Origin of the sequence: Paraburkholderia sp. (assembly GCF_050742655.1) — a bacterium.
In the GTDB taxonomy this organism is placed as follows: domain Bacteria; phylum Pseudomonadota; class Gammaproteobacteria; order Burkholderiales; family Burkholderiaceae; genus Paraburkholderia.
Genome location: NZ_JBOIGG010000002.1, coordinates 146,782 through 168,935, shown reverse-complemented (window position 1 = coordinate 168,935; position 22,154 = coordinate 146,782). Strand labels below are relative to the sequence as shown.

General features: G+C 64.2%; 16 protein-coding genes. 10 read left to right on the top strand and 6 right to left on the bottom strand.

All coding sequences use genetic code 11. The annotated features are described in order from the left end of the window. Nucleotides 1-211: 211 nt before the first annotated feature. The 4 genes from ACREXZ_RS03440 to ACREXZ_RS03425 all read right to left on the bottom strand — a co-directional run bounded on the left by ACREXZ_RS03440 (nt 212) and on the right by ACREXZ_RS03425 (nt 4,143). Nucleotides 212-1,039 (bottom strand): lytic transglycosylase domain-containing protein, encoded by an 828-nt coding sequence (locus ACREXZ_RS03440; protein WP_431762961.1) that lies wholly within the window; start codon nt 1,037-1,039, stop codon nt 212-214. 8 nt (nt 1,040-1,047) lie between these two features. Next, nucleotides 1,048-1,716, bottom strand: coding sequence for a type III secretion system export apparatus subunit SctR (sctR, locus tag ACREXZ_RS03435; protein ID WP_431762628.1), 669 nt, complete (start codon nt 1,714-1,716; stop codon nt 1,048-1,050). Then, entirely contained in the window at nt 1,709-2,923 is a 1,215-nt protein-coding gene (locus ACREXZ_RS03430; RefSeq protein WP_431762960.1) for a FliM/FliN family flagellar motor switch protein, read from the bottom strand. Before ACREXZ_RS03430 ends, sctR begins: the two co-directional genes overlap by 8 nt. A gap of 206 nt (nt 2,924-3,129) precedes the next feature. Then, nucleotides 3,130-4,143 (bottom strand): LacI family DNA-binding transcriptional regulator, encoded by a 1,014-nt coding sequence (locus tag ACREXZ_RS03425; RefSeq protein ID WP_431762627.1) that lies wholly within the window; start codon nt 4,141-4,143, stop codon nt 3,130-3,132. Between the two features lie 289 nt (nt 4,144-4,432). Between ACREXZ_RS03425 and ACREXZ_RS03420 the strand changes: the two genes are divergently transcribed. The 8 genes from ACREXZ_RS03420 to ACREXZ_RS03385 all read left to right on the top strand — a co-directional run bounded on the left by ACREXZ_RS03420 (nt 4,433) and on the right by ACREXZ_RS03385 (nt 16,079). After that, the gene (locus ACREXZ_RS03420) at nt 4,433-5,605 is read left to right on the top strand and encodes an ABC transporter ATP-binding protein (RefSeq protein WP_431762626.1); all 1,173 of its coding nucleotides are present in this window, start codon (nt 4,433-4,435) and stop codon (nt 5,603-5,605) included. An 11-nt stretch (nt 5,606-5,616) separates the two neighbouring features. After that, nucleotides 5,617-7,569: a beta-galactosidase gene (locus ACREXZ_RS03415; protein WP_431762625.1), complete on the top strand. Its 1,953-nt coding sequence runs from the start codon at nt 5,617-5,619 to the stop codon at nt 7,567-7,569. Nucleotides 7,570-7,670: 101 nt separating this feature from the next. After that, the gene (locus ACREXZ_RS03410) at nt 7,671-8,939 is read left to right on the top strand and encodes an ABC transporter substrate-binding protein (RefSeq protein ID WP_431762624.1); all 1,269 of its coding nucleotides are present in this window, start codon (nt 7,671-7,673) and stop codon (nt 8,937-8,939) included. A 121-nt stretch (nt 8,940-9,060) separates the two neighbouring features. Further along, the gene (locus tag ACREXZ_RS03405) at nt 9,061-9,918 is read left to right on the top strand and encodes a carbohydrate ABC transporter permease (protein WP_431762959.1); all 858 of its coding nucleotides are present in this window, start codon (nt 9,061-9,063) and stop codon (nt 9,916-9,918) included. An 11-nt stretch (nt 9,919-9,929) separates the two neighbouring features. Then, the gene (locus tag ACREXZ_RS03400) at nt 9,930-10,781 is read left to right on the top strand and encodes a carbohydrate ABC transporter permease (RefSeq protein ID WP_431762623.1); all 852 of its coding nucleotides are present in this window, start codon (nt 9,930-9,932) and stop codon (nt 10,779-10,781) included. 172 nt (nt 10,782-10,953) lie between these two features. Then, on the top strand, nt 10,954-13,140 hold the full coding sequence (locus ACREXZ_RS03395) for a prolyl oligopeptidase family serine peptidase (protein WP_431762622.1): 2,187 nt from the start codon (nt 10,954-10,956) through the stop codon (nt 13,138-13,140). Between the two features lie 64 nt (nt 13,141-13,204). Next, on the top strand, nt 13,205-13,846 hold the full coding sequence (locus ACREXZ_RS03390) for a glutathione S-transferase family protein (protein WP_431762621.1): 642 nt from the start codon (nt 13,205-13,207) through the stop codon (nt 13,844-13,846). Nucleotides 13,847-14,099: 253 nt separating this feature from the next. Continuing rightward, nucleotides 14,100-16,079 (top strand): gamma-glutamyltransferase family protein, encoded by a 1,980-nt coding sequence (locus tag ACREXZ_RS03385; protein ID WP_431762620.1) that lies wholly within the window; start codon nt 14,100-14,102, stop codon nt 16,077-16,079. A 46-nt stretch (nt 16,080-16,125) separates the two neighbouring features. Here the strand turns inward: ACREXZ_RS03385 and ACREXZ_RS03380 are convergent, their stop codons facing one another. Continuing rightward, entirely contained in the window at nt 16,126-18,579 is a 2,454-nt protein-coding gene (locus tag ACREXZ_RS03380) for a phosphocholine-specific phospholipase C (protein WP_431762619.1), read from the bottom strand. Between the two features lie 500 nt (nt 18,580-19,079). Between ACREXZ_RS03380 and ACREXZ_RS03375 the strand changes: the two genes are divergently transcribed. Next, nucleotides 19,080-19,376, top strand: a complete 297-nt coding sequence (locus ACREXZ_RS03375; protein WP_431762618.1) for a putative quinol monooxygenase — start codon at nt 19,080-19,082, stop codon at nt 19,374-19,376. A gap of 41 nt (nt 19,377-19,417) precedes the next feature. On the opposite strand, the gene ACREXZ_RS03370 is transcribed toward ACREXZ_RS03375, so the two are convergent. Continuing rightward, nucleotides 19,418-20,590, bottom strand: coding sequence for an alkane 1-monooxygenase (locus tag ACREXZ_RS03370; protein ID WP_431762617.1), 1,173 nt, complete (start codon nt 20,588-20,590; stop codon nt 19,418-19,420). A gap of 459 nt (nt 20,591-21,049) precedes the next feature. Here ACREXZ_RS03370 and ACREXZ_RS03365 point away from each other — a divergent pair, with 459 nt between their 5' ends. After that, nucleotides 21,050-22,147, top strand: coding sequence for a BMP family ABC transporter substrate-binding protein (locus ACREXZ_RS03365; RefSeq protein WP_431762616.1), 1,098 nt, complete (start codon nt 21,050-21,052; stop codon nt 22,145-22,147). Nucleotides 22,148-22,154 lie beyond the last annotated feature (7 nt).

The window sequence follows — 22,154 nt, the reverse complement described above, 5'->3', positions numbered from 1 at the left end:
CGATTCGACTTGCTGCATCGCAGGCGGCCTGACCTGGATTCGTGGAGGGAGAGCGGAACAAAGCGGGTGCTGGAATTGATACGCCGCCGCCTCAAACTTCGCCCAGGCCGGGAGGCTCATTGCCTGGCTCTCTGTCTTGACGATCTTGTGATTCGCTGCGTCGACGACGCAGGTCAGCGATCGAGCGCGACAATCATCAAGCGCAACCGGACTAATGCGCCGGCAGACAACGCACACACAACGCGCGGATCTGCGCGGCGCTCAGGCCGCGGCATACGGTGATGATCGGTGCAGCGTGACATGACGGAGCCGTGCCGACAGTCGCGCGCACCGGGCGGAGCAGGGTGCGCGGAGGAGAGGGTGCAGCACGAGCAGCCTGAGTCGATGCGGCCGACGTCGCGGAGTGCTCGTGCCTCACGGCCCCCGCATCCACCACAACCGGAATCGACCGCGCACCGCCTCGCAGCGCATCGATCCGTGCGTTCGTGACGACCTTGCCGACGTAACCCGCCCGAAACCCGGTCGTGAAATTCCCGCTGTAGTAGCACGACAACGCGGCGCGCAACGCGATCTGCCGATCGACAGGCGCTTCGCTCGAACGCGCGAAGCATTCGGTCAGGATCGCCGCGCCTGCATGCAGGTTACGGCACGGCTCGAACAGCGTCGCTGCTGTCTCACCGTACTTCGCAAAATTCCGGTTATTCACCTGCGTGAGTCCAACGCTGTAGATGAAGCCGCGCGCGTCGAGTTCGCGCACTGTCGCGAGCGCTTCCGCAAGCGAGACCGGCTGTCGTTCCAGATGCCCGCCGACCACGCCGATCGCAAACGGATTGAAGCCCGATTCGGTGCGCACGAGCGCCGCGAGCGTCGACGGATCGACGTTGGGCGCGCACGCGCGCGCGAGGCCGTCGAAGGCCGCTGTTTCCGGATAGGCATACGCGGGCGTGACCCCCGTGCCTGTCAGCGCGAACGCAGCGAGCAGCAAACACGACACGTACCGCACGAGCACCGCGGCGACCCTCATCGACCGGCAGTGCACCACGCCTGTCATCCCGCCACCCGATACGACAACACGAGCCCATGCACGAGCAGCGACCATCCATCGAGCGCGACGAACAGCAGCAGCTTGAACGGCACGGAGATCGTCGTCGGCGAGATCATCTGCATGCCGAGCGCGAGCAGGACGTTCGCGACCAGCAGGTCGACAACGATGAACACGATGTAGATCACGAAGCCGATCTGGAACGCCTTCGTCAGCTCCGCGAGCGTGAAGCTCGGCACGAGCACGAGCAGGTCGTCGTCCTTTAATCCGTCGGCGCGGTTTTTCGGCCACACGCTCGTCGCGGTCTTCACGAAAAATTCGCGATCGCGCAGCCGCGTGTGCGCGACGAGAAAGTCCTTGATCGGCGGCAGCGCGGCGTCGGTGAGCGCGCCGATGTCGGCGGTGGACAGCTGGCTCGATGGATTGAAGTTGCTCGCCAGCAGCGCGTCGCGGATGTTCATGCCGACCGGTGCCATGATGAACAGCGACAGGATCAGCGCGATGCCGTTCAACACCATGTTCGGCGGCACCTGCTGGATGCCGAGCGCCGAACGCAGCAGGCCGAGCACGACGACAAGCTTCGTATAGCTCGTCACCATCAGCGCCGCAAACGGCGCAATACCGAGCGCGACGATGACCGCGATCATCGATACCGGATTCGGCAGATTACCCATCCTGGCGCTCGCGGGGCGCGTGCGGAGCAGGCGGCGTGAGCGTCGTGACGCGCACACCGAGCTTCTGGCCGACAGCGATCAGATGCCCGGTGCCGATCAGCATTCCGTTCGCGACGATATTGATCACGCTCTGATTAACGCCTTGCTGCAGTTCGATCACGCCGCCGGGCTGCAACGCGCCCAGTTCGCCGAGCGGCATCGAGCACGGCGGCAGCTGGAACGTGAGGTCGACTGCGAGCCCGTCGAACTGGCGCAGCGCGGTGGACGACGCTGTCTCAGCGTCGGTGGACTGCGCGCGCGGCGCGTCCGGCGATTGGATGGGTTCCAACGGCATCTCCCTGATTCGTTCGACGACAAGCCGGTTGCCCGACGGGCGCGCGACGATTTCCCACGCGGGTGCGGCCGGTATCCGGGCCACGCACAGCAGGTTCTGGCCTTGCGAGCGCCAGAACTCGATCGCGATGATGTCGCCCGCGGCGACGTCGGCCACTTCGTGCGCGGTGAGGCTGGTGTGACCGAGTTCGAACGCGAGCGGCACGGGCAGCGTGGTAAAAGCGCCGTTGTTTTGCGGTGACTGCGGCGCCGTCGCAAAGAACACACCGAGCGCATCGGGTGCATCGAACTGCAATGCGCCGTGACAGCGCCACGCCGTGTCCGGGCGTCGCAGTTCGAAATACAGCGTGGCGGGTGCGTGGCGCCACGCGGCACGGGTATCGATATTTGCAGCGGCCGGCGGGAGCAGTTCGACGCGTTGTCGCGTCAGCGTCTGCAGCGTCGCGGTCAACGGCGCGCACAGATCCGCGAGCAACGCGGCGCGCAGCACCGCCGGCACCGCGGGGTCCGCTGCGTCGCCGAGCCATTCCGCTTCGGCCGACGGATCGATCCACAGCGTGCCGTGCGCGGGGCCGATCACGAAGCGGTACGCGTTCGCTTCGGCGACGGGCTCGGCATCGGCGCGCCACGTCACCTGGTACGCAGTGGAGCCGAGCGAAAACGACAGCGGGTCGCGTGCTGCGTACGCATGCGTGAGTCCGCGCGCGGCGGCCGGCGATAGCCGCGGCAGATACGGAGAGGCATCGAGCGCGGTCGCCTCGGGACCGGGCGCGGCGAGTGCAACACGTGCGGCCGGCGCGGCGGTCGAGGTTTCGTCGTGCTTCACCTGATCCATCGCGTCGTCGACGTCGGCTTGCATAAGAGACAGAGGCAGCGCATGCACGGCGGGATCAAGTTTGGGTTCGCGATTTCGCTTGTCTGGAACGCTGAAGGGCCGCCCGGCAGGGGCGGCAGGGGTGACCTGATCCGACGATTGTATTAACGCGCATCGGCACGCGCCGCGCGAGGAATCGTAGTTCCCGCGCGGATGGAGTGGCGTTGCGGCGGTGGCGCTACGAACCGGGACTCTGCACCGCGCGGCTACCCGCGCACACGCCCCGTCGACGCACGCGCGACCAGCACCGGCACCGGCGCGAGCCGCATCGGATCGGTGACCGGCTTGCCGGCGATCAGCGCTTCGAGCAGTTCGACCGCGAGGGTTGCGGCGGCGTCGGTCGGGATCGCGACCGTCGACAGGCCGGGACGCGATTCGCGCGCGAGCTGGATGTCGGTGATGCCGATCACGGAGAGGTCGTCGGGGATGCGCAGGCCGCGGTCCATCGCGGCATGCATCGCGCCGAGCGCGGGCAGATCGTTGGTCGCGAAGAGCGCGGTGAGGTCGGTGTGCGTGTCGAGCAGTTGCGACGTGGCCTCGTAGCCGCCCCGGATCGAATCGACGGTGAAGTGCACGTCGCGCGGCCGGTGCGCGACGCGGGCCGTTTTCAACGCGGCGCGAAACCCGGCGTAGCGCGCGGCCTGCACACCGTCGCGCGACCCGCCGACGACCACGCCGATCCGCGTATGTCCCAGCTCCAGTAGATGACGCGCGGCGATTGCGCCCGCCTCGGCGAAATCCACCGCGACGCACGGAATGCCTGGCGGCTCGTCGGGTCGTTCCCACATGCACAGGACGACCGGTGTGCCGCGCGTCTGGGTCCGGCGCAGTTCGTCGAAATCGAGGTCCGCGTTCATCACGAGGATGCCTTCGGACAACGAACCCGCGATCTGATGCAGATACGTGCGCAGGATTTCTGGATCTTCGTTGGTGTTGCAGACGATCAGAAATCGTCCGCTGTGGCGGGCCGCGCGTTCGACCGCGAGTGCGAACTCCGGATAGAACGGGTTCGCGATGCTCGACACCATCAGTGCGATCGTCGGTGTGCAGCCTTCGGCAAGTGCGCGCGCCGTGAGGTGAGGGCGATAGTCGAGCGCTTTCACGGCATCGAGCACACGCTGGCGCGTCGCAGCGCCGACCTTGCCGCGCTCGCGCAGCACGTTCGAAACAGTGGCCGGCGTGACGCCGGCGCGGCGGGCGACTTCGGCAAGCGTGGTCATGGGGAAGCGGGGACGAAGAGCGGCAAAAGCAAAAGCCAATGCGGCCGCACTGTCGCAAGCCGGCGTATAACGCGCAAGCGGCGGACGGGCTGTCCATATTTCGGGACGACTTCCCGGTATTTGCATAACTGTGCGTTCATCGCTAGATTCGCTCCCAACACAGTGACAAGAAACACGACGGAGACAGTCCCAGGACAAGCGATCCAGTGGCATGGATCGTTTTTCTGGATCATAAGGTTAAGCGCTTAACCTTGCGCTGTCTCCCCGGTGAAACACGGAGACGTCCAGCATGGCGAGCATCTCGTTGCAAGCGGTTCAGAAGGCCTATGGCGATCACGCACCGGTGATCCGCGACGTCGATCTGGAGATCGGCGAGCATGAGTTCTGCGTGTTCCTCGGTCCTTCGGGCTGCGGCAAATCCACGCTGCTGCGGATGATCGCGGGCCTCGAGGACATCACCGACGGCGATCTGTACATAGGCGGCAAGCTTGTCAACGACGTGCCCGCCGCGCAGCGCGGCGTTGCGATGGTGTTCCAGAGCTACGCGCTGTTTCCGCACATGACGGTCTACGAGAACATGGCGTTCGGCCTGATGCTCGCGAAGACGCCGAAAAACCAGATCGATCAAAAGGTGAGGGAAGCGGCCCGTGTGCTGCAGCTCGAGGCGCTGCTCGACCGGCGGCCGAAGGCGCTGTCCGGCGGTCAGCGGCAGCGCGTCGCGATCGGCCGGGCGATCGTGCGCAGCCCCGGCGTGTATCTGTTCGACGAGCCGCTGTCCAATCTCGATGCGACGCTGCGCGGCCAGACGCGCGTCGAGATCGCGCGGCTGCACCGGCAGTACGCCGACGCGAGCATGGTCTACGTGACGCACGACCAGATCGAAGCGATGACGCTCGCCGACAAGATCGTGCTGCTGCACGCGGGCGCCGACACGGCGAAGCACGGCAGCATTGCGCAGGTCGGCGTGCCGCTCGAGTTGTATCACCGGCCCCAAAGCCGCTTCGTCGCGGGCTTCATCGGCTCGCCGCGGATGAACTTCCTGCCGGCGCGCGTCGTGTCGCGTAGTGCTAACGGCGTGCAGATCGCGCTCGACGTGACCGGCGAGCGGATCGACACGCTGCTCGATGGCTCCGCGTTGCAGCCGGATCAGCCGGTCACGCTCGGCATTCGTCCCGAACATCTCGAACCGGTCGACTCCACCGACGGCGTCCAGCAGATTGTCCGTGCGGTGTCGCTCGTCGAGCGGCTCGGCGAACACAGCTATCTGCATCTCGATCAACCCGGTAGTGCATCGGACGCGCACGCACATGCCACTGCGGTGACGCTGATCGCGAAAGCGCCTGGCGATCGCACGCCGCGCGCCGCCGAACGCGCAGCGTTCCGGGTGCCGCCCGCCTCATGCCATCTATTCACCGAGGACGGCTTCGCCGTGCCGTCGTCCGTCACACGTCCTTCCGCGTAGGAGCGCATCGCATGCATCTTGGAGTCTGCTATTACCCCGAACACTGGCCTGAATTGATGTGGCGCGACGACGCCGCGCGGATGCGGGCGCTCGGCATCGAACGCGTGCGGATCGGCGAATTCGCGTGGAGCCGCATCGAGCCGTCGCCGGGCGAATATCGCTGGGGCTGGCTCGACCGCGCGCTCGACGTGCTCGGCGACGCCGGCCTGCAGGTGGTGATGTGCACGCCAACCGCGACGCCGCCGAAGTGGCTGATCGACCGGCATCCGGACATCCTGCCCGTCGGCGCGGACGGTCGCGCGCGCGGCTTCGGTTCGCGCCGGCACTACGATTTCTCGTCGCCATCGTATTTCGACGCGGCGTACGGCATCTGCACGGCAGTCGCCGAACGCTACGGCCGCCATCCCGCAATCGCGTTCTGGCAGACCGATAACGAACTCGGTTGCCACCATACGGTCGTCAGCTATTCGCCGGCCGCGGCCGAACGTTTTCGGGGCTGGCTGAAGGCGCGCTACGGCAGCATCGACGCGTTGAATGCCGCCTGGGGTACGGTCTTCTGGAGCATGGAGTACCGCAGCTTCGACGAGATCGATCCGCCGATCGGTACCGTCACGGAAGCGCATCCGTCACACCGGCTCGACTACCGGCGCTTCGCGTCCGACGAGGTCGTGCGCTTCAACCGGATGCAGGTCGAGATCATTCGCGCGCATTCGCCGGGGCGGCCGGTCGCGCACAACTTCATGCAGCTTTTCACCGAGTTCGATCACTACGACGTCGCGGCCGATCTCGATATTTCGACATGGGACAGCTATCCGCTCGGCGCGCTCGAAGAGCAGTGGTTCGACCCGTCGGTCAAGGCGGCGTGGCTGCGCACCGGTCATCCGGATTTCGCGTCGTTCAATCACGACGTCTATCGCGGGATGTCGAAGCAGCCGTTCTGGGTGATGGAGCAGCAGCCCGGCCCGGTGAACTGGGCGCAATGGAATCCAGCGCCGCTACCCGGCATGGTGCGGCTGTGGAGCTGGGAGGCGTTCGCGCACGGCGCGGGCTGCGTGTCGTATTTCCGCTGGCGTCAGGCACCGTTCGCGCAGGAGCAGATGCATGCCGGGTTGAACACACCGGACAACCGGCTCGATCTCGGCGGCGAGGAAGCGTCGGCGGTTGCGCATGAGATCGCGCGCGTGCTCGACGCCGGCGGCGACGTAAGCGTGCGTGCGCCGGTCGCGCTGGTGTGGGACTACGAAGCGAAGTGGCTGTTCGAGATCCATCCGCAGGGCGCGGATTTTCATTACCCGCGGATCGCGTTCGAGTACTACAGCGCGCTGCGCAGCCTCGGACTCGACGTGGACGTGGTGCCGTCGAGCGCATCGTTCGATGGCTACCGGATGGTCGTCGTGCCGCCGCTGCCGATCGTGCCGGACGGCTTTGCGGAGCGGCTGGCAGCAAGTGGCGCGCAGGTGGTGCTCGGGCCGCGCACGGGCTCGAAGACCACCCATCTGACGATCCCCGACACGCTGCCGCCGGGTCCGGCGCTTGCGGCGTTGCTGCCGATCCGCGTGTGGCGCGTCGAGTCGATGCGTCCGGGCATCGTGGAGAAAGTCAGTGGCAGCGCCACGGGCGACGCATGGGGCTGGCGCGATTTCATCGAAGCTCAGGACGGTGTGTATGTGGATGTGGACGCGACATTCGCGGACGGTCATCCGGCCGTCGTGCGGCACGGCGCGATCCGTTATCTGGCCGGACTGTTCGACGAAGCGTTGACGCGTTCGCTGTTTCGCGACGTCGCGAGCGACGCGGGCCTCGAACCGCAGACGCTGCCGGAAGGCGTGCGGATCAGCCGGCGTGGTCCACTGACCTACGTGCTCAACTACGGCGCGACGTCGTACCGGATCGATGCACCGGGAAGCTTCGTCGTCGGGCAGCAGGACGTCGAGCCACAAGGTGTCGCCATCTATCGAGCGTGAAGAACCTGAATCCGGCCGGCACAGTCGCGACTGGTCGACCTGCGAAGCGTAGTAATCGAAGCATAGCGAAGCAAACGGTAGTCACTAAAGAGGAGACACGCATGAAACTTTCGATTCGCACCAGATTAACCGGCACGGTTCGGCCCGCTGTTCTGGCAACGGCTTGCGCCATAGCGTTCGCGGCATCCGGCGTCGCGCAGGCCGGCACGCTCACCGCGAACATTGCGTTCAAGGGCGCAAGCCAGCGCGCGGTGTGGCAGCAGGTCTTCGATGCGTTCCACAAGGCGCATCCGGATATCGACGTGAAAATCTCGTTCGTCGACGAGGAAGCGTACAAGGTGCAACTACCCGGCTGGCTCACGACGGTCGCGCCCGATATTGTCAACTGGCACAACGGCGAGCGGATGGCGTACTACGCGAAGCGCGGCCTGTTCGAAGACCTGACGCCGGACTGGAACCGCAACAACTGGAACGCGATGTACGCATCGACGAAGCAGTCGTCGACCTACAACGGCAAGCAGTATTCCGCGCCGACCGTCTACTACGCGTGGGGCATGTTCTATCGGAAGGATCTGTTCCAGAAGGCCGGCATCGCCGCCGAGCCGAAGACCTGGCCGGAATTCCTCGATGCATGCAAGAAGCTGAAGGCGGCGGGCATCGTGCCGGTCGCCGTCGCGGGCCGCGACGCGTGGACGCTCGCCGGTTGGTTCGACTACCTCGATCTGCGCCTGAACGGCAACGCGTTTCATCAGAAGCTGATGGCCGGCGACATCGCGTACACCGATCCGCGCGTGAAGAAGGTCTACACGACGTGGAAGCAGTTGATCGACGACAAGACGTTTATCGACAACTCGCTGTCGTACGATCTCGATGCGGTGCAGCCGTTCCTGTTCCAGGGCAAGGCTGCGATGATGCTGATGGGTACGTTCATCACGGCGGGCTTCCCGGAGAACATCAAGCCGCAGATGGGCTTCTTCCAGTTTCCGGTGATCGACGACAAGGTGCCGACTGCTGAAGACGGCCCGGTCGAATCGCTGCACATTCCGTCGCGCGCGAAGAACAAGGCGGATGCGCGCACCTTCCTCGCGTTCGCGGAAACACCCGCGATCAGCGCGGAGCTCGCGAAGGGGATGGGCTCGTTGCCGGCCAACAGCCAGGCACCGGAACCAGACGATGCGATCTCGAAGACCGGCTTCCAGATCCTGTCGAAGACGACGGGCGGCATCGCGCAGTTCTACGATCGCGACATGACGAAGGAAATGGCCGACGAGGGGATGAAGGGCATGCAGCAGTTCGTATCGGACCCGTCGAAGCTCGACGACGTGCTCGCGCAACTCGAAGCGACGCGCAAGCGCATCTACAAGAAATGATCGGTAACCCGGGCGGGCGGTGCGTGGCATGCATGACTCACGTGCCGCCAGGCCCGGCGAGGAGAGCATGATGTCCGAAACCCTCGGCGTGCCGGCGGTGAAAGCGAAACGCCGCCGGCACATGTCGGCCGCTGCGCGACAGCAGCGTCTCGCCGCGTTCCTGTTTCTCGCGCCCGCGTGCGCGATGATCGCCGTGTACGTGGTGTGGCCGATCCTCTCCAGCATCGCGCTCAGTTTCTACAACTGGGACGGGATGTCGGAGAAGACCTTCGTCGGCCTCGCGAACTACGTGGAGCTGTTCCATGCGCCGACGTTCTACACCGCGCTGCGCAACAACCTGCTGTGGCTCGTGCTGTTCCTGCTCGCGCCGCCGATGGGTCTCGCGGTCGCGCTGTACCTGAACCAGGCGGTCGCGGGCATCCGCGTCGTGAAGTCGCTGTTCTTTGCGCCGTTCGTGCTGTCGGGCGTGGTGGTCGGGCTGATGTTCAGCTGGTTCTACGATCCGACCTTCGGTCTGCTGAAGCTGATACTCGGGCACGGCGTGCCGGTGCTCGGAGATCCGCGCTACGTGACCTTCGGCATCATCTTCGCGGCGCTGTGGCCGCAGACCGCCTATTGCATGATTCTCTACTTGACCGGCCTCACGTCGCTGAACGCCGAACAGATCGAAGCCGCACGGATGGAGGGGGCGAAAGGCTGGTCGATGCTATGGCACGTCGTGCTGCCGCAACTGCGGCCCACGACCTTCATGGCGATCGTCGTGACGATCATCGGCGCGCTGCGCAGCTTCGACCTGATCGCCGTGATGAGCGGCGGCGGGCCGTTCGAAAGTTCGACCGTGCTCGCGTATTACATGTACGACCAGGCGATCAAGTACTACCGCATCGGCTACTCGGCCGCGATTGCCGTGGTGCTGTTCGCGATCATGATGGTGTACATCGTCTATCACCTGCGCCGACTGCTGCGCAGCGAGCAATAGGGGAGTGCCTTATGTTTCCGACTCCGGTCGCCCGCTGGAAACCCGTCAACCGCGCGCTGTACAAGCTGTCGCTGCCGGTCGCGCTCGCGATCTGGCTGCTGCCGCTGATCGCGGTGATGGTCACGTCGATCCGCTCGTCCGACGAACTCGTCGAGGGCAATTACTGGGGCTGGCCGCGCCACTTCTCATTGATCGCCAACTATCGCGATGCGCTCACGACGTCGCCGATGCTGCATTACCTCTGGAACAGCGTGCTGATCACGGTACCCGCGGTGATCGGGGCGATCGCGCTCGCGGCGATGGCCGGCTTCGCGCTCGCGATCTATTCGTTCCGCGGCAACACGACGCTGTTCGCGACCTTCGTCGCGGGCAACTTCGTGCCGATCCAGATCCTGATGATTCCGGTGCGCGACCTGTCGCTGCAAATGGGCATCTTCAATACGGTTGGCGCGCTGATCCTGTTTCACATCGCGTTCCAGACGGGTTTTTGCGCGCTGTTCCTGCGCAATTTCATCAAGCAGCTGCCGTATGAGCTGATCGAGGCGGCGCGCATAGAAGGCGCGGGCGAGTGGACCGTGTTCTACCGGATCGTGCTGCCGCTGATTCGCCCGGCGCTCGCCGCGCTCGCGATTCTCGTGTTCACGTTCGTGTGGAACGACTACTTCTGGGCACTCTGCCTGACGACCGGCGACGAGGCCGCGCCGATCACGGTCGGCGTCGCTGCGCTGAAGGGGCAGTGGGTGACCGCGTGGAACCTCGTGTCGGCCGGCTCGATTCTCGCCGCGCTGCCGTCGGTGCTGATGTTCTTCGCGATGCAGCGGCACTTCGTGGCGGGGCTGACGTTTGGGGCGACGAAGGGGTAGTGCGGTCGTTGAGCCGACGTGACGCCGTGGTGCCGTGGCGCAAATTCTCACTAATCCTCATCGCGTACCCCCCACGTGCGGGTTCCGTCGCGTTAAATTAATCCGCGCTGTATTGTGACGAACTTGCCGATCGCGTTAGTCTTTGCGGCGCCTCGTTACTCAAAGAGTCCACATGAAGCCAACAAAAGGTTTACTCGCTGCGACACTCGCGCTGACTTTCGTCGCCGTCCCGGGTGTGTCCTGGTCCGCCGACGGTCAACCGGTGGCACCTGTGCGTCCCGTGACCACCACGTACTTCGGCACGCCCGTGGTCGACAACTACCGCTACATGGAAAATCTGGGCGACCCGGAGGTCCAGCGCTGGATGAAGGCGCAGGCCGGCTATACGCGCAAGGTCCTCGACGGTATTCCCGGCCGCGCAGCGATGGCGCAGCGTATCCAGGGGCTGATGGGAGGCGATCTGGTTCGCGATGAATTCACCCGGCGCGGCGAGCGGATTTTCTATCGCGTGCTGGAGCCGGGGACCAATCTGCCCAAGCTTGCCTATCGCGATGGCGTGAAGGGCGAAGAGCACGTGCTGGTGGATCCGGCGAAGCTCGCGAGCGACAGCGCGCATCACTTCGCGCTCGACTGGTATTCGCCGTCGTGGGATGGACGCTATGTCGCGTATGGCGTGTCCGAGGGCGGTTCGGAAAAGAGCGTGCTGCACATCATCGATCTGCAGACCGGCAGCCAGCTTCAGGAAACCATCGACCGCACGAGCGACTGCATCGTCTCCTGGCGCAACGACAACCGCTCGTTCTTCTACCTGCGCTACCCGAAGACCGGACCCGATACGCCGCCCTCGCTCAGCGAGTACAACGCGGTGACCTACCTGCACGTGCTAGGCGAGCATACCGACGGCGAAGGCGACGAAGCGGTGTTCGGACGCGGTGTGTCCGCCTCGCTCGATGTGCCTGAGGGGCAGGGCACCTATGTGCTGCTCGCGCCCGATTCGCCCTTTGCGGTGGCGGTTGCGAATCACAACATGGACAACACCCCGAACAGCTTCTACGTCGTGCCGCTCGATCAGATTCACGGCGCGCAAACGCCTTGGAAGAAGATCGCGGCGCCCGTCGACGGCGTGACCGACGTGCAGCTGCGCGGCGATCGTCTGTATGCGCTGTCGGAGAAGGGCGCGTCGCGCTTTCAGATCCTGTCGACGCCGCTTGCGCATCCCGATCTCGCGCATGCGGACGTGGTCGTACCCGAAGGCGAGAACGTCATCGACGCCTTCGACGTCGCGAGCGACGGCATGTATATCGGCGAACGGGCGGGCGCGAGCTTCCAGTTGCGGCGCGTGTCGTTCGACGGCAAGCGCAGTCAGGCCATCGGTCTGCCGTTTGCCGGCACGGTGCGCGATCTGGCGACCGATCCGCGTTCGCCCGGCGTGATGTTCAGCCTTCAGGGCTGGGTGAAGGCGCCGCGCGAACTGGCCGTGGATCCAGGTGCCAGTGCGGCGACCGATACCCGGCTGGTTCCGCCGTCCAGAACGGAATCCGACGATGTCGGCGCACACGACGAGTTCGCGACCAGCTACGACGGCACCCGCATCCCGGTATCGATCATTGCGAAGAAGGGCGTGACGCGGGACGGATCGCATCCGACGATTGTTTTCGGTTACGGCAGCTACGGTCTTTCGATGGACCCGATCTATCGTCCGCAGTGGCAAGCCTGGGTCGATCAAGGCGGCATCATCGCCGTGTCGCACATGCGCGGCGGCGGCGAATATGGCGATGCGTGGCACCGTGCAGGGCAGAAGCTCACGAAGATCAACACGATGCTCGATTTCATCGCGTCGGCACAGCACATGATCGACGAGCACTACACGCAGTCGAAATATCTGGCGGCGAACAGTGCCAGCGCGGGTGGCATCGTCATGGGTGGCGCGATGGAGATCAACCCGGGGTTGTTCCGCGTGATCCTCGACGACGTCGGCCTGTCCGATGCGCTGCGCTTCGAAACCGAACCGAACGGGCCGCCCAATGTGCCTGAAATGGGTTCGAGTTCGAACGAACCGGGTTTCCATGGTCTCTACGCGATGAGCGCCTATGCGCACGTGCACGACGGCACGCCTTACCCCGCCGTGATGTTCACGACCGGTGCGAACGACCCCCGTGTCGCGCCGTGGCACATGCTGAAGATGACGGCGCGGGTCCAGGCCGCGACGAGCAGCGGCCGGCCGGTGCTGTTGCGCATCGACTATGACGCGGGTCACGGCATCGGCTCCAGCGTGTCGCAACGCGCGAACCTGCTCGCGGACGAATGGTCGTTCGCGCTGTGGCAGATGGGCGAGCCGGCGTTTCAGCCGAAACAGTAGCGCAGGGATGGACGGATCGCGCGGCTTGCCGCGCGAAGTCTTCATCCATCAACGAGGAACTCGCATGCTGACCGTCCATCACCTGGGCACATCGCAGTCCGAGCGCATCGTATGGCTTTGCGAAGAACTCGCTATTCCGTACGAACTCAGGATTTACAACCGGGACCCCGTGACGAGGCTGGGTCCGCCCGAGTACAAGGCGCTGCATCCGCTGGGCACGGCGCCGATCATCTCGGACGGCGAGACGGTGCTGGCCGAATCGACCGCGATCATCGAATATATCCTCGCGAAGTACGGCCGCGGCAATCTCGTGCCGGCTGTTAGCGATGCCACGTTCCCCGACTATCTGTTCTGGTTTCACTTTGCGAACGGATCGCTGCAGCCCAACATGGGACGCACGATGCTGCTGAGGCGGGTCGGGCTGCCGGCCGGCGATCACACGTTGAACTGGGTGAACGGGCGGTTGGACCTCGCGTTGAACCTGGTCGAAAACCGCCTGGGCGAGACCGCGTATCTGGCCGGCAACGCGTTCACCGCAGCGGATATCGTCGCGGTGTTTTCGCTGACGACGATGCGAATTTTCCTGCCTTTCGATCTCTCGCCTTACCCAAATATCCTCGCGTATCTTCAGCGCATCGGTGCCCGCGATGGCTATCGGCGGGCGATGAAAAAGGGTGACCCGGATATGGTGCCGATGTTGACCTGAGCGTGGCGCGTCGCGCCCGGCGACGCCTCCACCTCTCCTCTTGCCCGGCGCTGATCCTGTTGCGTGTCCGTTGAGACATCATCGCCTGTCCTGCGGCGTTCTCGCGCGTCGCACCTTCGCGCGTTGAAGGCAATACGAAATTTTTCCGATTGCCAATCGAAATGTTTCGCGAGAGTATCGACCGCCTCGTCCGCCGTCCGGACGCGATGCGTTTCCCGGTCATACGAACCCGACAATCCATTCCTCACAGTCGATGAACCAGACAAAGATCGTGCCGTACGTGTCCGCTCTACTCGCGGCGACCCTGATGGTCGCCTGCAGTGGCGACATCAAGAACGATGCCGGCCCTGTGGCCACGCCGGACGTCAGCTGCCTCGCAGTCGATAGCAGCGGGGCGACGGTGGTGGTCGGCTCGAACCAGCCCGGCGACCCGTCGTTGCCTGAAGCGGCGTCCGGCTACCGGACGGGTCTCAAGCCCGTCTACGCGAAAACCTACATGGTGGCGGCGTCGAATGCGTACGCGAGCGCGGCCGGTTGCGCGGTGCTGAAGAAGGGCGGCACTGCCGCCGATGCCGCCGTCGCCGTTCAGGCGGTACTTGGGCTGACCGTGCCCGAGGCGACGGGCCTTGGCTCCGGCGGTGTGCTGCTCTATTACGACGCGAGCAAGAAGACCGTCGACGCGTACGACGGACGCGAAACGGCACCCGCCGCCGCGACCGAAAACTACCTGCGCTACGTCGACGACGCGACCGATCACTCGACGCCCGTGCCGAGCGCACGCGCGAGCGGTCGCTCGATCGGCACGATCGGTGTGCCGCGGCTCATCGAGACGCTGCAGCACGATCACGGCAAGCTGCAATGGAAAGACCTGTTCGGCGATGCGATCACGCTGGCGACGAATGGCTTCCCGATCGGCGGGCGTCTCGCTGCCGCGATCGCATCGAACGCGGCGAGCCTGAAGCGCGATCCCGAAGCAACCGCGTACTTCTTCAACGCGGACGGATCGCCGAAAGCGCTCGGCACCGTGCTCAAGAATCCCGCGTATGCACGCACGCTTTCGCTGATGGCGCAGAACGGTGCGGATGCGTTGTACACGGGGCAGATCGCAGAGGACATCGTCGCGAAGATCGCGACGACACGAGGGGCCGACGGTTCGGCGATCACACCGGGCAAGACCACCGTCGCGGATCTCGCCGCGTATCAGGCCAAGCGGCGCGATCCGGTCTGCACGACCTATCGGACCTACTGGGTCTGCGGGATGCCGCCGCCTTCGTCGGGCGGGATCGCGGTCGCGTCCGCGCTCGGCATACTCGAGAACTTCGATCTCAAGTCGCTGAAGCCCACGGCGATCGATCTCGAGGGCGGCAAGCCGACCGTCGCGGGCGTGCATCTCGTCACGGAAGCCGAGCGGCTCGCGTACGCGGACCGCGACAAGTACGTCGCGGACACCGACTTCGTGCCGCTGCCCGGCGGCACCTGGGACACGCTGCTCAACAAGCCGTACATGAAGACGCGTGCCGCGCTGATCAATCCGGCGAAGAGCATGGGCACCGCGCAGCCGGGCGATCTCGGCGCAGTGCCGCTCGGTGTCGACCACACGCTGATCGAACACGGGACGAACCAGTTCACGATCGTCGATGGCGATGGCAACGTGCTGAGCGCGACGACGACTGTCGAATCGAGCATGGGTTCGTTCCACATGACGAACGGTTTCCTGCTGAACAACCAGCTGACGGACTTCTCGGCGAACCCGACCGACAGTAGCGGCACCCCCGTCGCCAACCGGTTGTCGCCGGGCAAGCGCCCGCGCAGCTCGATGGCGCCGACGCTCGTGTTCGCGCAGGCCGCTGACGGCTCGAAGGGCAGCTTCGTGATGGCGACCGGATCGCCGGGCGGCGGCACGATTCCGCAGTACGTGGTGAAGACGCTCGTCGGCACGCTGGACTGGGGGCTCGATGCGCAGCAGTCGGCCGGCCTCGTCGACTTCGGCGCGAGCAACAGCCCGACGACGACGATCGGCGGCGAGCATCCGGACGTCGACATTACGGACAATGGCGCGCACGATCCGCTGATCGCCGGACTGACGGCGCTTGGTCACACGGTGTCGACGGCTGCGCAGGCGAGCGGCGTCAACACCGTGCTGCGGGTGCAGCTCGGTCAGTCGTTTGCACTGCAGGGCGGGACCGATCCGCGCCGCGAAGGCGTCGTGCTCGGCGATACGTTCGCGCGTTGATGCGTATGACCCGTTCGCGCGCCTTCGTGGCGCGCGAACGGGTCAGCTAGATACTCAGCGTTATCGGGCCAAGCAGCGCTTTGTATCCGTCATCGAACAGGTACCACACGTCGTACTGACCGGACGGCAACGCGGTATTGCCGCTTCGACTGGCCAGCATCGCCGATCCAACGCCCTTGGGTGTATAGACCCATGCCAGCGACGCCGACGCGCCCGGCGTCACGCCCTGCTTGTAGACGCCGACCCAGTTTTTCGGACTATGCAGCCACGGCGGCGCGACGTAATCGAAACGGAGCGTCGCGTAGGTCGAACCCTGGATCGCAAGCTTCGGAGCGAACTGGCTGGTGTTCCCGATAGCCGGGTCCGTGTAGAGCGTCCCGGACTGCGATTGCACACAGCCTGCGACACGCCGGAAAAAATTGACGTCGTCCGCTACACGGATACTCGCGTCGTACCAGCCTGCATTGCCCAGCCACGTGACGTCGCTGCTCGCGCCCGCCGCGACGGTGACTGTCGTGTACGAATTTTTTCCGTACGCGTTATCGGTGAGCTGAAACGCCGCCGCTTGACTGCCCGCGGTGTTGTCGAGCGTCAGGCGAACGTTTCCATTCTGGACGTCATAGCACAGGCTGATCTCGGCATGAGACCCCGTGGTCCCTGACGAGCCGATATTGCCGCGGAATTCCTGCACGAAGCCGTTCGGTCCGGAGATCGAAAAATCGTAGCTGCCGTCTGTGTTTACCGCCAACGTGTCCTGAAGGCTCGCACACCCGCTCGAAGACGGAGCGATCGTGTAGGGGCGAGGCGGAATAGCTGAGGTACCCGCTCTGACCTGCAAGCTCACGCCGGCCAGTCCGGTGTTGGTGAACGTCAGCGACAACCCTTTCGCTGTTCTGTTTGCCTGACCGGCCACAAAAAACTCATAAGGTAGCCGGCACGCGACACGCTGGTTGACCGGCTGAGCCGGCAACGTCTGTGTGCTGGGTGGGAAGGCGCCGACCACGGGCCCACTCGGATTCATATTGCTGGCAGCGGCCGCAATCGACCATGCGGACGAATCCGACGCAGTGAAATCGAACGCCGACGTCAGGTCGCCGCAAACGGCGCGACGCCATGACGTGATATTCGTCTCTTGCAGCGGCGACGCTGCGGTGCTGAATCGCGCTTCGATGAAACGGATGACGGACGTATGGTCGAACACCTCCGAGTTGATCTTCCCTCCCTTCGACCAGGGCGACACGACGATCATCGGAACACGCGGCCCGAGACCGTAGGGCTGATCGCCTGACAGTGAGCCATCCGATGCGGCTCCGCTGCTGCTATAAAACTCCGCGGCCGTGCTGACACTGGATTTTCCGTTAGCGGACGTCGGGGGCACCGGCGGCGGAACGTGATCGAACAACCCGTCGTTCTCGTCGTAGGTGATCAGGAAGACGGTACTCGCCCAGACGGCAGGATTCGACGTCAACGCGTTCAACACGTTATTGACGTACCACTCGCCGCCGCTTGCCGCCCACGACGGGTGTTCGCAATAGGCATACGGAGCCACGATCCACGAGACCTGCGGCAACGTGTTACTGGCTACGTCGTTCTGAAGTTGCGTAAAGAGCCCGGCGTCGTACTCCTTGCCCCCTCCGGTCGGATCGATCTGTGTACCGTTGAACGCGGGGGCGAGTGGATCGGTGGTGCCGAGATTCTGATACTGCGTGAAATTCAGCAGAGGGTTGTCGCCATAATTGCCGTTCCACCACAGATCGCTCGATGTCCCCGTCGCATACTCGCCGACACCGCTGTTTGCAGTGAGACCCTGTCCCTTGTCCTGATAGACCTTCCAGGTAATTCCGGCCTGGTTGAGGCGCTCCGGCAGCGTCTTCCAGTTATATCCCGACGTGCTGTTATCGACGTGAGGCGATGACCCCGGGACATTGCCGCAGCAACCGGTCCACAGATAGATGCGATTGGGATCGGTCGGTCCGAGCATCGAGCAATGGTAGCTGTCGCATACCGTAAAAGTTTGCGCGAGCGCATAGTAGTACGGGATGTCCTGGCTCGTGAAATACGCCATCGTGGATGAGCCCTTCGCGCTCACCCAACTGTCGTACCACCCCTGGTTCCATGCGCTGTGTGTCGACGTCCAGTCGTGAGCGAGGTCGGCATAGTAGACATCCGCATTCGACGATGAGCCCGGTCTGAACGGCAACACATTCGACAATGACGACGCCTGATACCAGACGGGATAGCCGCTCGGCAAAACAACGGGACGCGGGTCGCCGAAACCGCGAACCCCGGGCGCGTTACCGAGGTAATGATCGAATGAGCGGTTTTCCTGCATCAGGATAACGACGTGTTTGACATCCTGAATGGTGCCGGTGGGACCGGCGGCGGGTATCGACTGGGCTCTGAGTATGCTCTCGGGCAGTACTGCAGCCGTAGCGGATGCCCCTGCAAGCTTGAGGGCATCGAGCATGAACTGACGTCGGGACGCGGTTTTTTTTAGCATGATCTCTCTTTAGCGCGGATCGGAATCCGGGCCCGCGATCTCGATCGGCGGGCTTGAGTATGCGCAACGCACATAGACGGGAAATCGGGCAGTGAGACTTCTTTGACGTTACGAGCAAGCCGATGCACAGTGGTAGACGGGAGCCGTCGATGCATTGCTGCCGGCCGTAGTTGCAGGATGGGTGGTTGCACTATTCGATGTGGGCGACGCTACAGGGGACGCGGTATTGCCGTTGTCCCCGCCGCATGCGCCAAGCGAAATGCATAGCAAGGTGGCCATCAGGTATGCAATCGGTGAGGGCAGTGGCAGGGGCGTACCGGGTTCATGGTTCGTTGTCATGCTTCATCCTGTAAAGCCAGACTCGAAGGTTTGGTTATCCTGAAAATATACGAGACGTCCTGACGGATTCTATGGGGATAATCGTGACGATTCTAGGAATGAGTCGCTGGCGCCATGATCGACGCGCCGCCGACTGCCCAGCTTAACCGGAGGAAGGAAAAATGACGGAGACGATACGCGCCATTGCAATTCTCAAAGCACAACCGGGAAAAGGACAGGAACTGGTTCAATTCACCATCGATTGCCTGCCACAGGTACGGTCAGCGGAAGGCCTGGCCCGGGTCGAGATGAGCCGGGTGGCCGGCGATCCTGACCGGCTGTTTCTGTATTACTGGTGGCAATCCATCGGTCATTCGGAGCGCTATATGGCCGGCCCGATCTACCAGAAGATTGCACCCGGGCTAATGGATCTGATCGAAGATCATCTGCTGCTGGTCGGCGAGCACGTCGACGCGTGACGATCGCGCCGGCGAGCGCAGACGAAGCGTGCCGGTGCGATCTAACCCGCTCCATGCGCGAACTGCGCAAGCACCCGTTGGCGAATCGCCGGCCTGATGTTCGAATGCGTCATGTCGCCGCGATAATGCGCGACCACGCGCGGGTTCATCACGTGGAACCACAGCGGCGGCACGTACGCGAACATGATCATCGTCGCGTAGCCCGACGGCAGTTGCGGCGCGGTCTCGAAATGGCGCAAGGCCTGATATGACCGCGTCGGATTCGCGTGGTGATCGGCGTGGCGCTGCAACTGATACAGGAACAGGTTCGTCACCACACGGTTGCTGTTCCACGAATGCTCCGGCTGACAACGTTCGTAGCGGCCGTTCGGCAACTGCTTGCGGCCGAGGCCGTAGTGCTCGAGATAGTTGACCACTTCGAGCAGCGACGCGCCATACGCCGCCTGGATCAACAGGAACGGCACCACGCCTTTGCCGAACACAGCGATGACCGCGCCCCACAGCACGACCGTCATCGCCCATGAATGCAGCACCTCGTTACGCCAGGTCCATGGCGATTTCCCGAGTTGCGCGAGCCGATGCTTCTCGAGTCGCCACGCCGACGCGATGCTGCCGAGCACGGTCCGCGGCAGGAACGCCCAGAACGATTCGCCGTAGCGGGCGCTGGCCGGATCGGGTGGCGTCGCGACGCGCACGTGATGACCGCGGTTGTGTTCGACGAAGAAGTGTCCGTAGGCCACCGGCGCCAGCGTGATTTTCGCGAGCCAGCGTTCGAACGGATCGGTCTTGTGGCCGAGCTCGTGCGCGGTGTTGATCGACACGCCGGTGGCCGCGCCGAGCGTCAGCGCGAAGCCCAGATAGTCGTACCACCTGAGCGTATGCGTGCCGACGACCCACACCGCGCCGAAGAACGACACGTATTCGATCAGCGTCGCGAGATAGACGATGCGGCGGTAATAGCGCTCTTTTTCGAGTGTCGGGATAACGTCGTCCGGCGGATTGCTCGAGTCGTCGCCGATCAGATAGTCGAGCACGGGAATGATGCCGAACACGAAGATCGGTCCGAACCACCAGAACAGGTGAATGCCCGTCTGCAACGCGAGTTGCGCGCCATGCAGCGGCAGCGTGATCGTGAGAGCGCCCAGCAGCCACAGGTAGCGCTTGCCGTCGACCCAGCGCTTCGGTCCCGCGGATTCCGTTCGTGCCGATGCCATTGTCTCCCTCCATTTTTTTCGGGCTCCTGCCGGTCGCGGCGGACCCCGTCTGATCCCTGATTTATATGGCCTTGCACAGGGCTTCGCCAAGGGTTTGCTCCAGGCGGCGCGCTCCAAACAAAGGTCGATGCGCGAGCGCGGGCGGGGCGTGTGTCGAGCGGACGAATGAAACGGGCGTTGGACGCGCAATTGACGGGCAGCGCTGCCCGAGCTTGGGGACGCCTGCACCACGATGCCTGCGGCCGTCCGTTCGCGCCGGCCAGCAGAGGCGGCCGCAGAAGATCCACGAAACCCTTGTCCAGCAAGGATTCGCGAGGAATCGACCGGAGCGGAAATACGCCTGGCACGGCTGCTGCTTGGTTGCGTTCAAATTTGTATGCAAGATTGAACGCATGAACGCACGCGCTCCCGGCGATATCCGGTAGACCCCCGCTTAACCCTCGATCAGGACAGAACGACATGACCAGTCGCCGCCATTTCATCCAGCGTGCCGGTGCGCTCGCGCTCGGCAGCATGCTGCCTTTCGACTCCGTGTTCGCTGCGGGCAAGACCACGGTGGGCGTGATCTACGTCGGCGCGCGCGGCGACTACGGCTACAACCAGGCGCAGGCTGCGGCGGCGGCAGTGATCCGCAAGCTGCCGGACGTGAAGGTCGTCGAGGAAGAGAACGTGCCCGAGACCATCGCGGTGCAGAAGACGATGGAAGCGATGATCGAGCAGGACGGCGCGACGCTGGTCTTCGCGACGTCGTTCGGCTATTTCGATCCGCACGTGCTGAAGATCGCCGCGAAATATCCGAAGGTCCGCTTCGCGCATTGCGGCGGTCTTTGGAAGCCGGGCAATCCGCCGAACATCGCGAGCTACTTCGGCTACATCGACGAGTGCCAGTACCTGAACGGCGTCGTCGCGGGTCACATGACGAAGAGCCGCAAGCTCGGTTTCGTCGCCGCGAAGCCGATCCCGCAGGTGCTGCGCAACATCAACGCGTTCACGCTCGGCGCACAGTCGGTCGATCCGTCGATCACGACGCAGGTGATTTTCACCGGCGACTGGTCGATGCCGGTGAAGGAGGCGGAAGCCACCAACAGTCTGGTCGATCAGGGCTGCGACGTGCTGACGTGTCACGTCGACGGTCCGAAGGTCGTCGTCGAGACCGCCGAGAAGCGCGGCGCAATGAGCTGCGGGTATCACGCGAGCCAGGCCGCGCTCGCGCCGAAGGGCTATCTGACCGGCGCCGAATGGGACTGGGCGACGCCATACAAGGCGCTCGTCGCCGATGCGCAGAGCGGCAAGTCGCAGCCGAACCTGCTGCGCGGCGGCCTGAAGGAAGGCTTCGTGAAGATGTCGCCGTACGGCGCGAAGGTCACGCCGCAGGCGAAGCAGGCCGCGGACGCGGTGAAGGCCAGCATGATGGCCGGTCAGTTCGTCATCTTCAAGGGACCGCTGAAGGACAACAAGGGCGGCACGGCGATCGCGGCGGGCACGTCCCATGTGCAGACCGACTACACGCTCGAAAGCATGAACTACCTGGTGGCCGGCGTCGTCGGCCAGATCTGACGCAGGC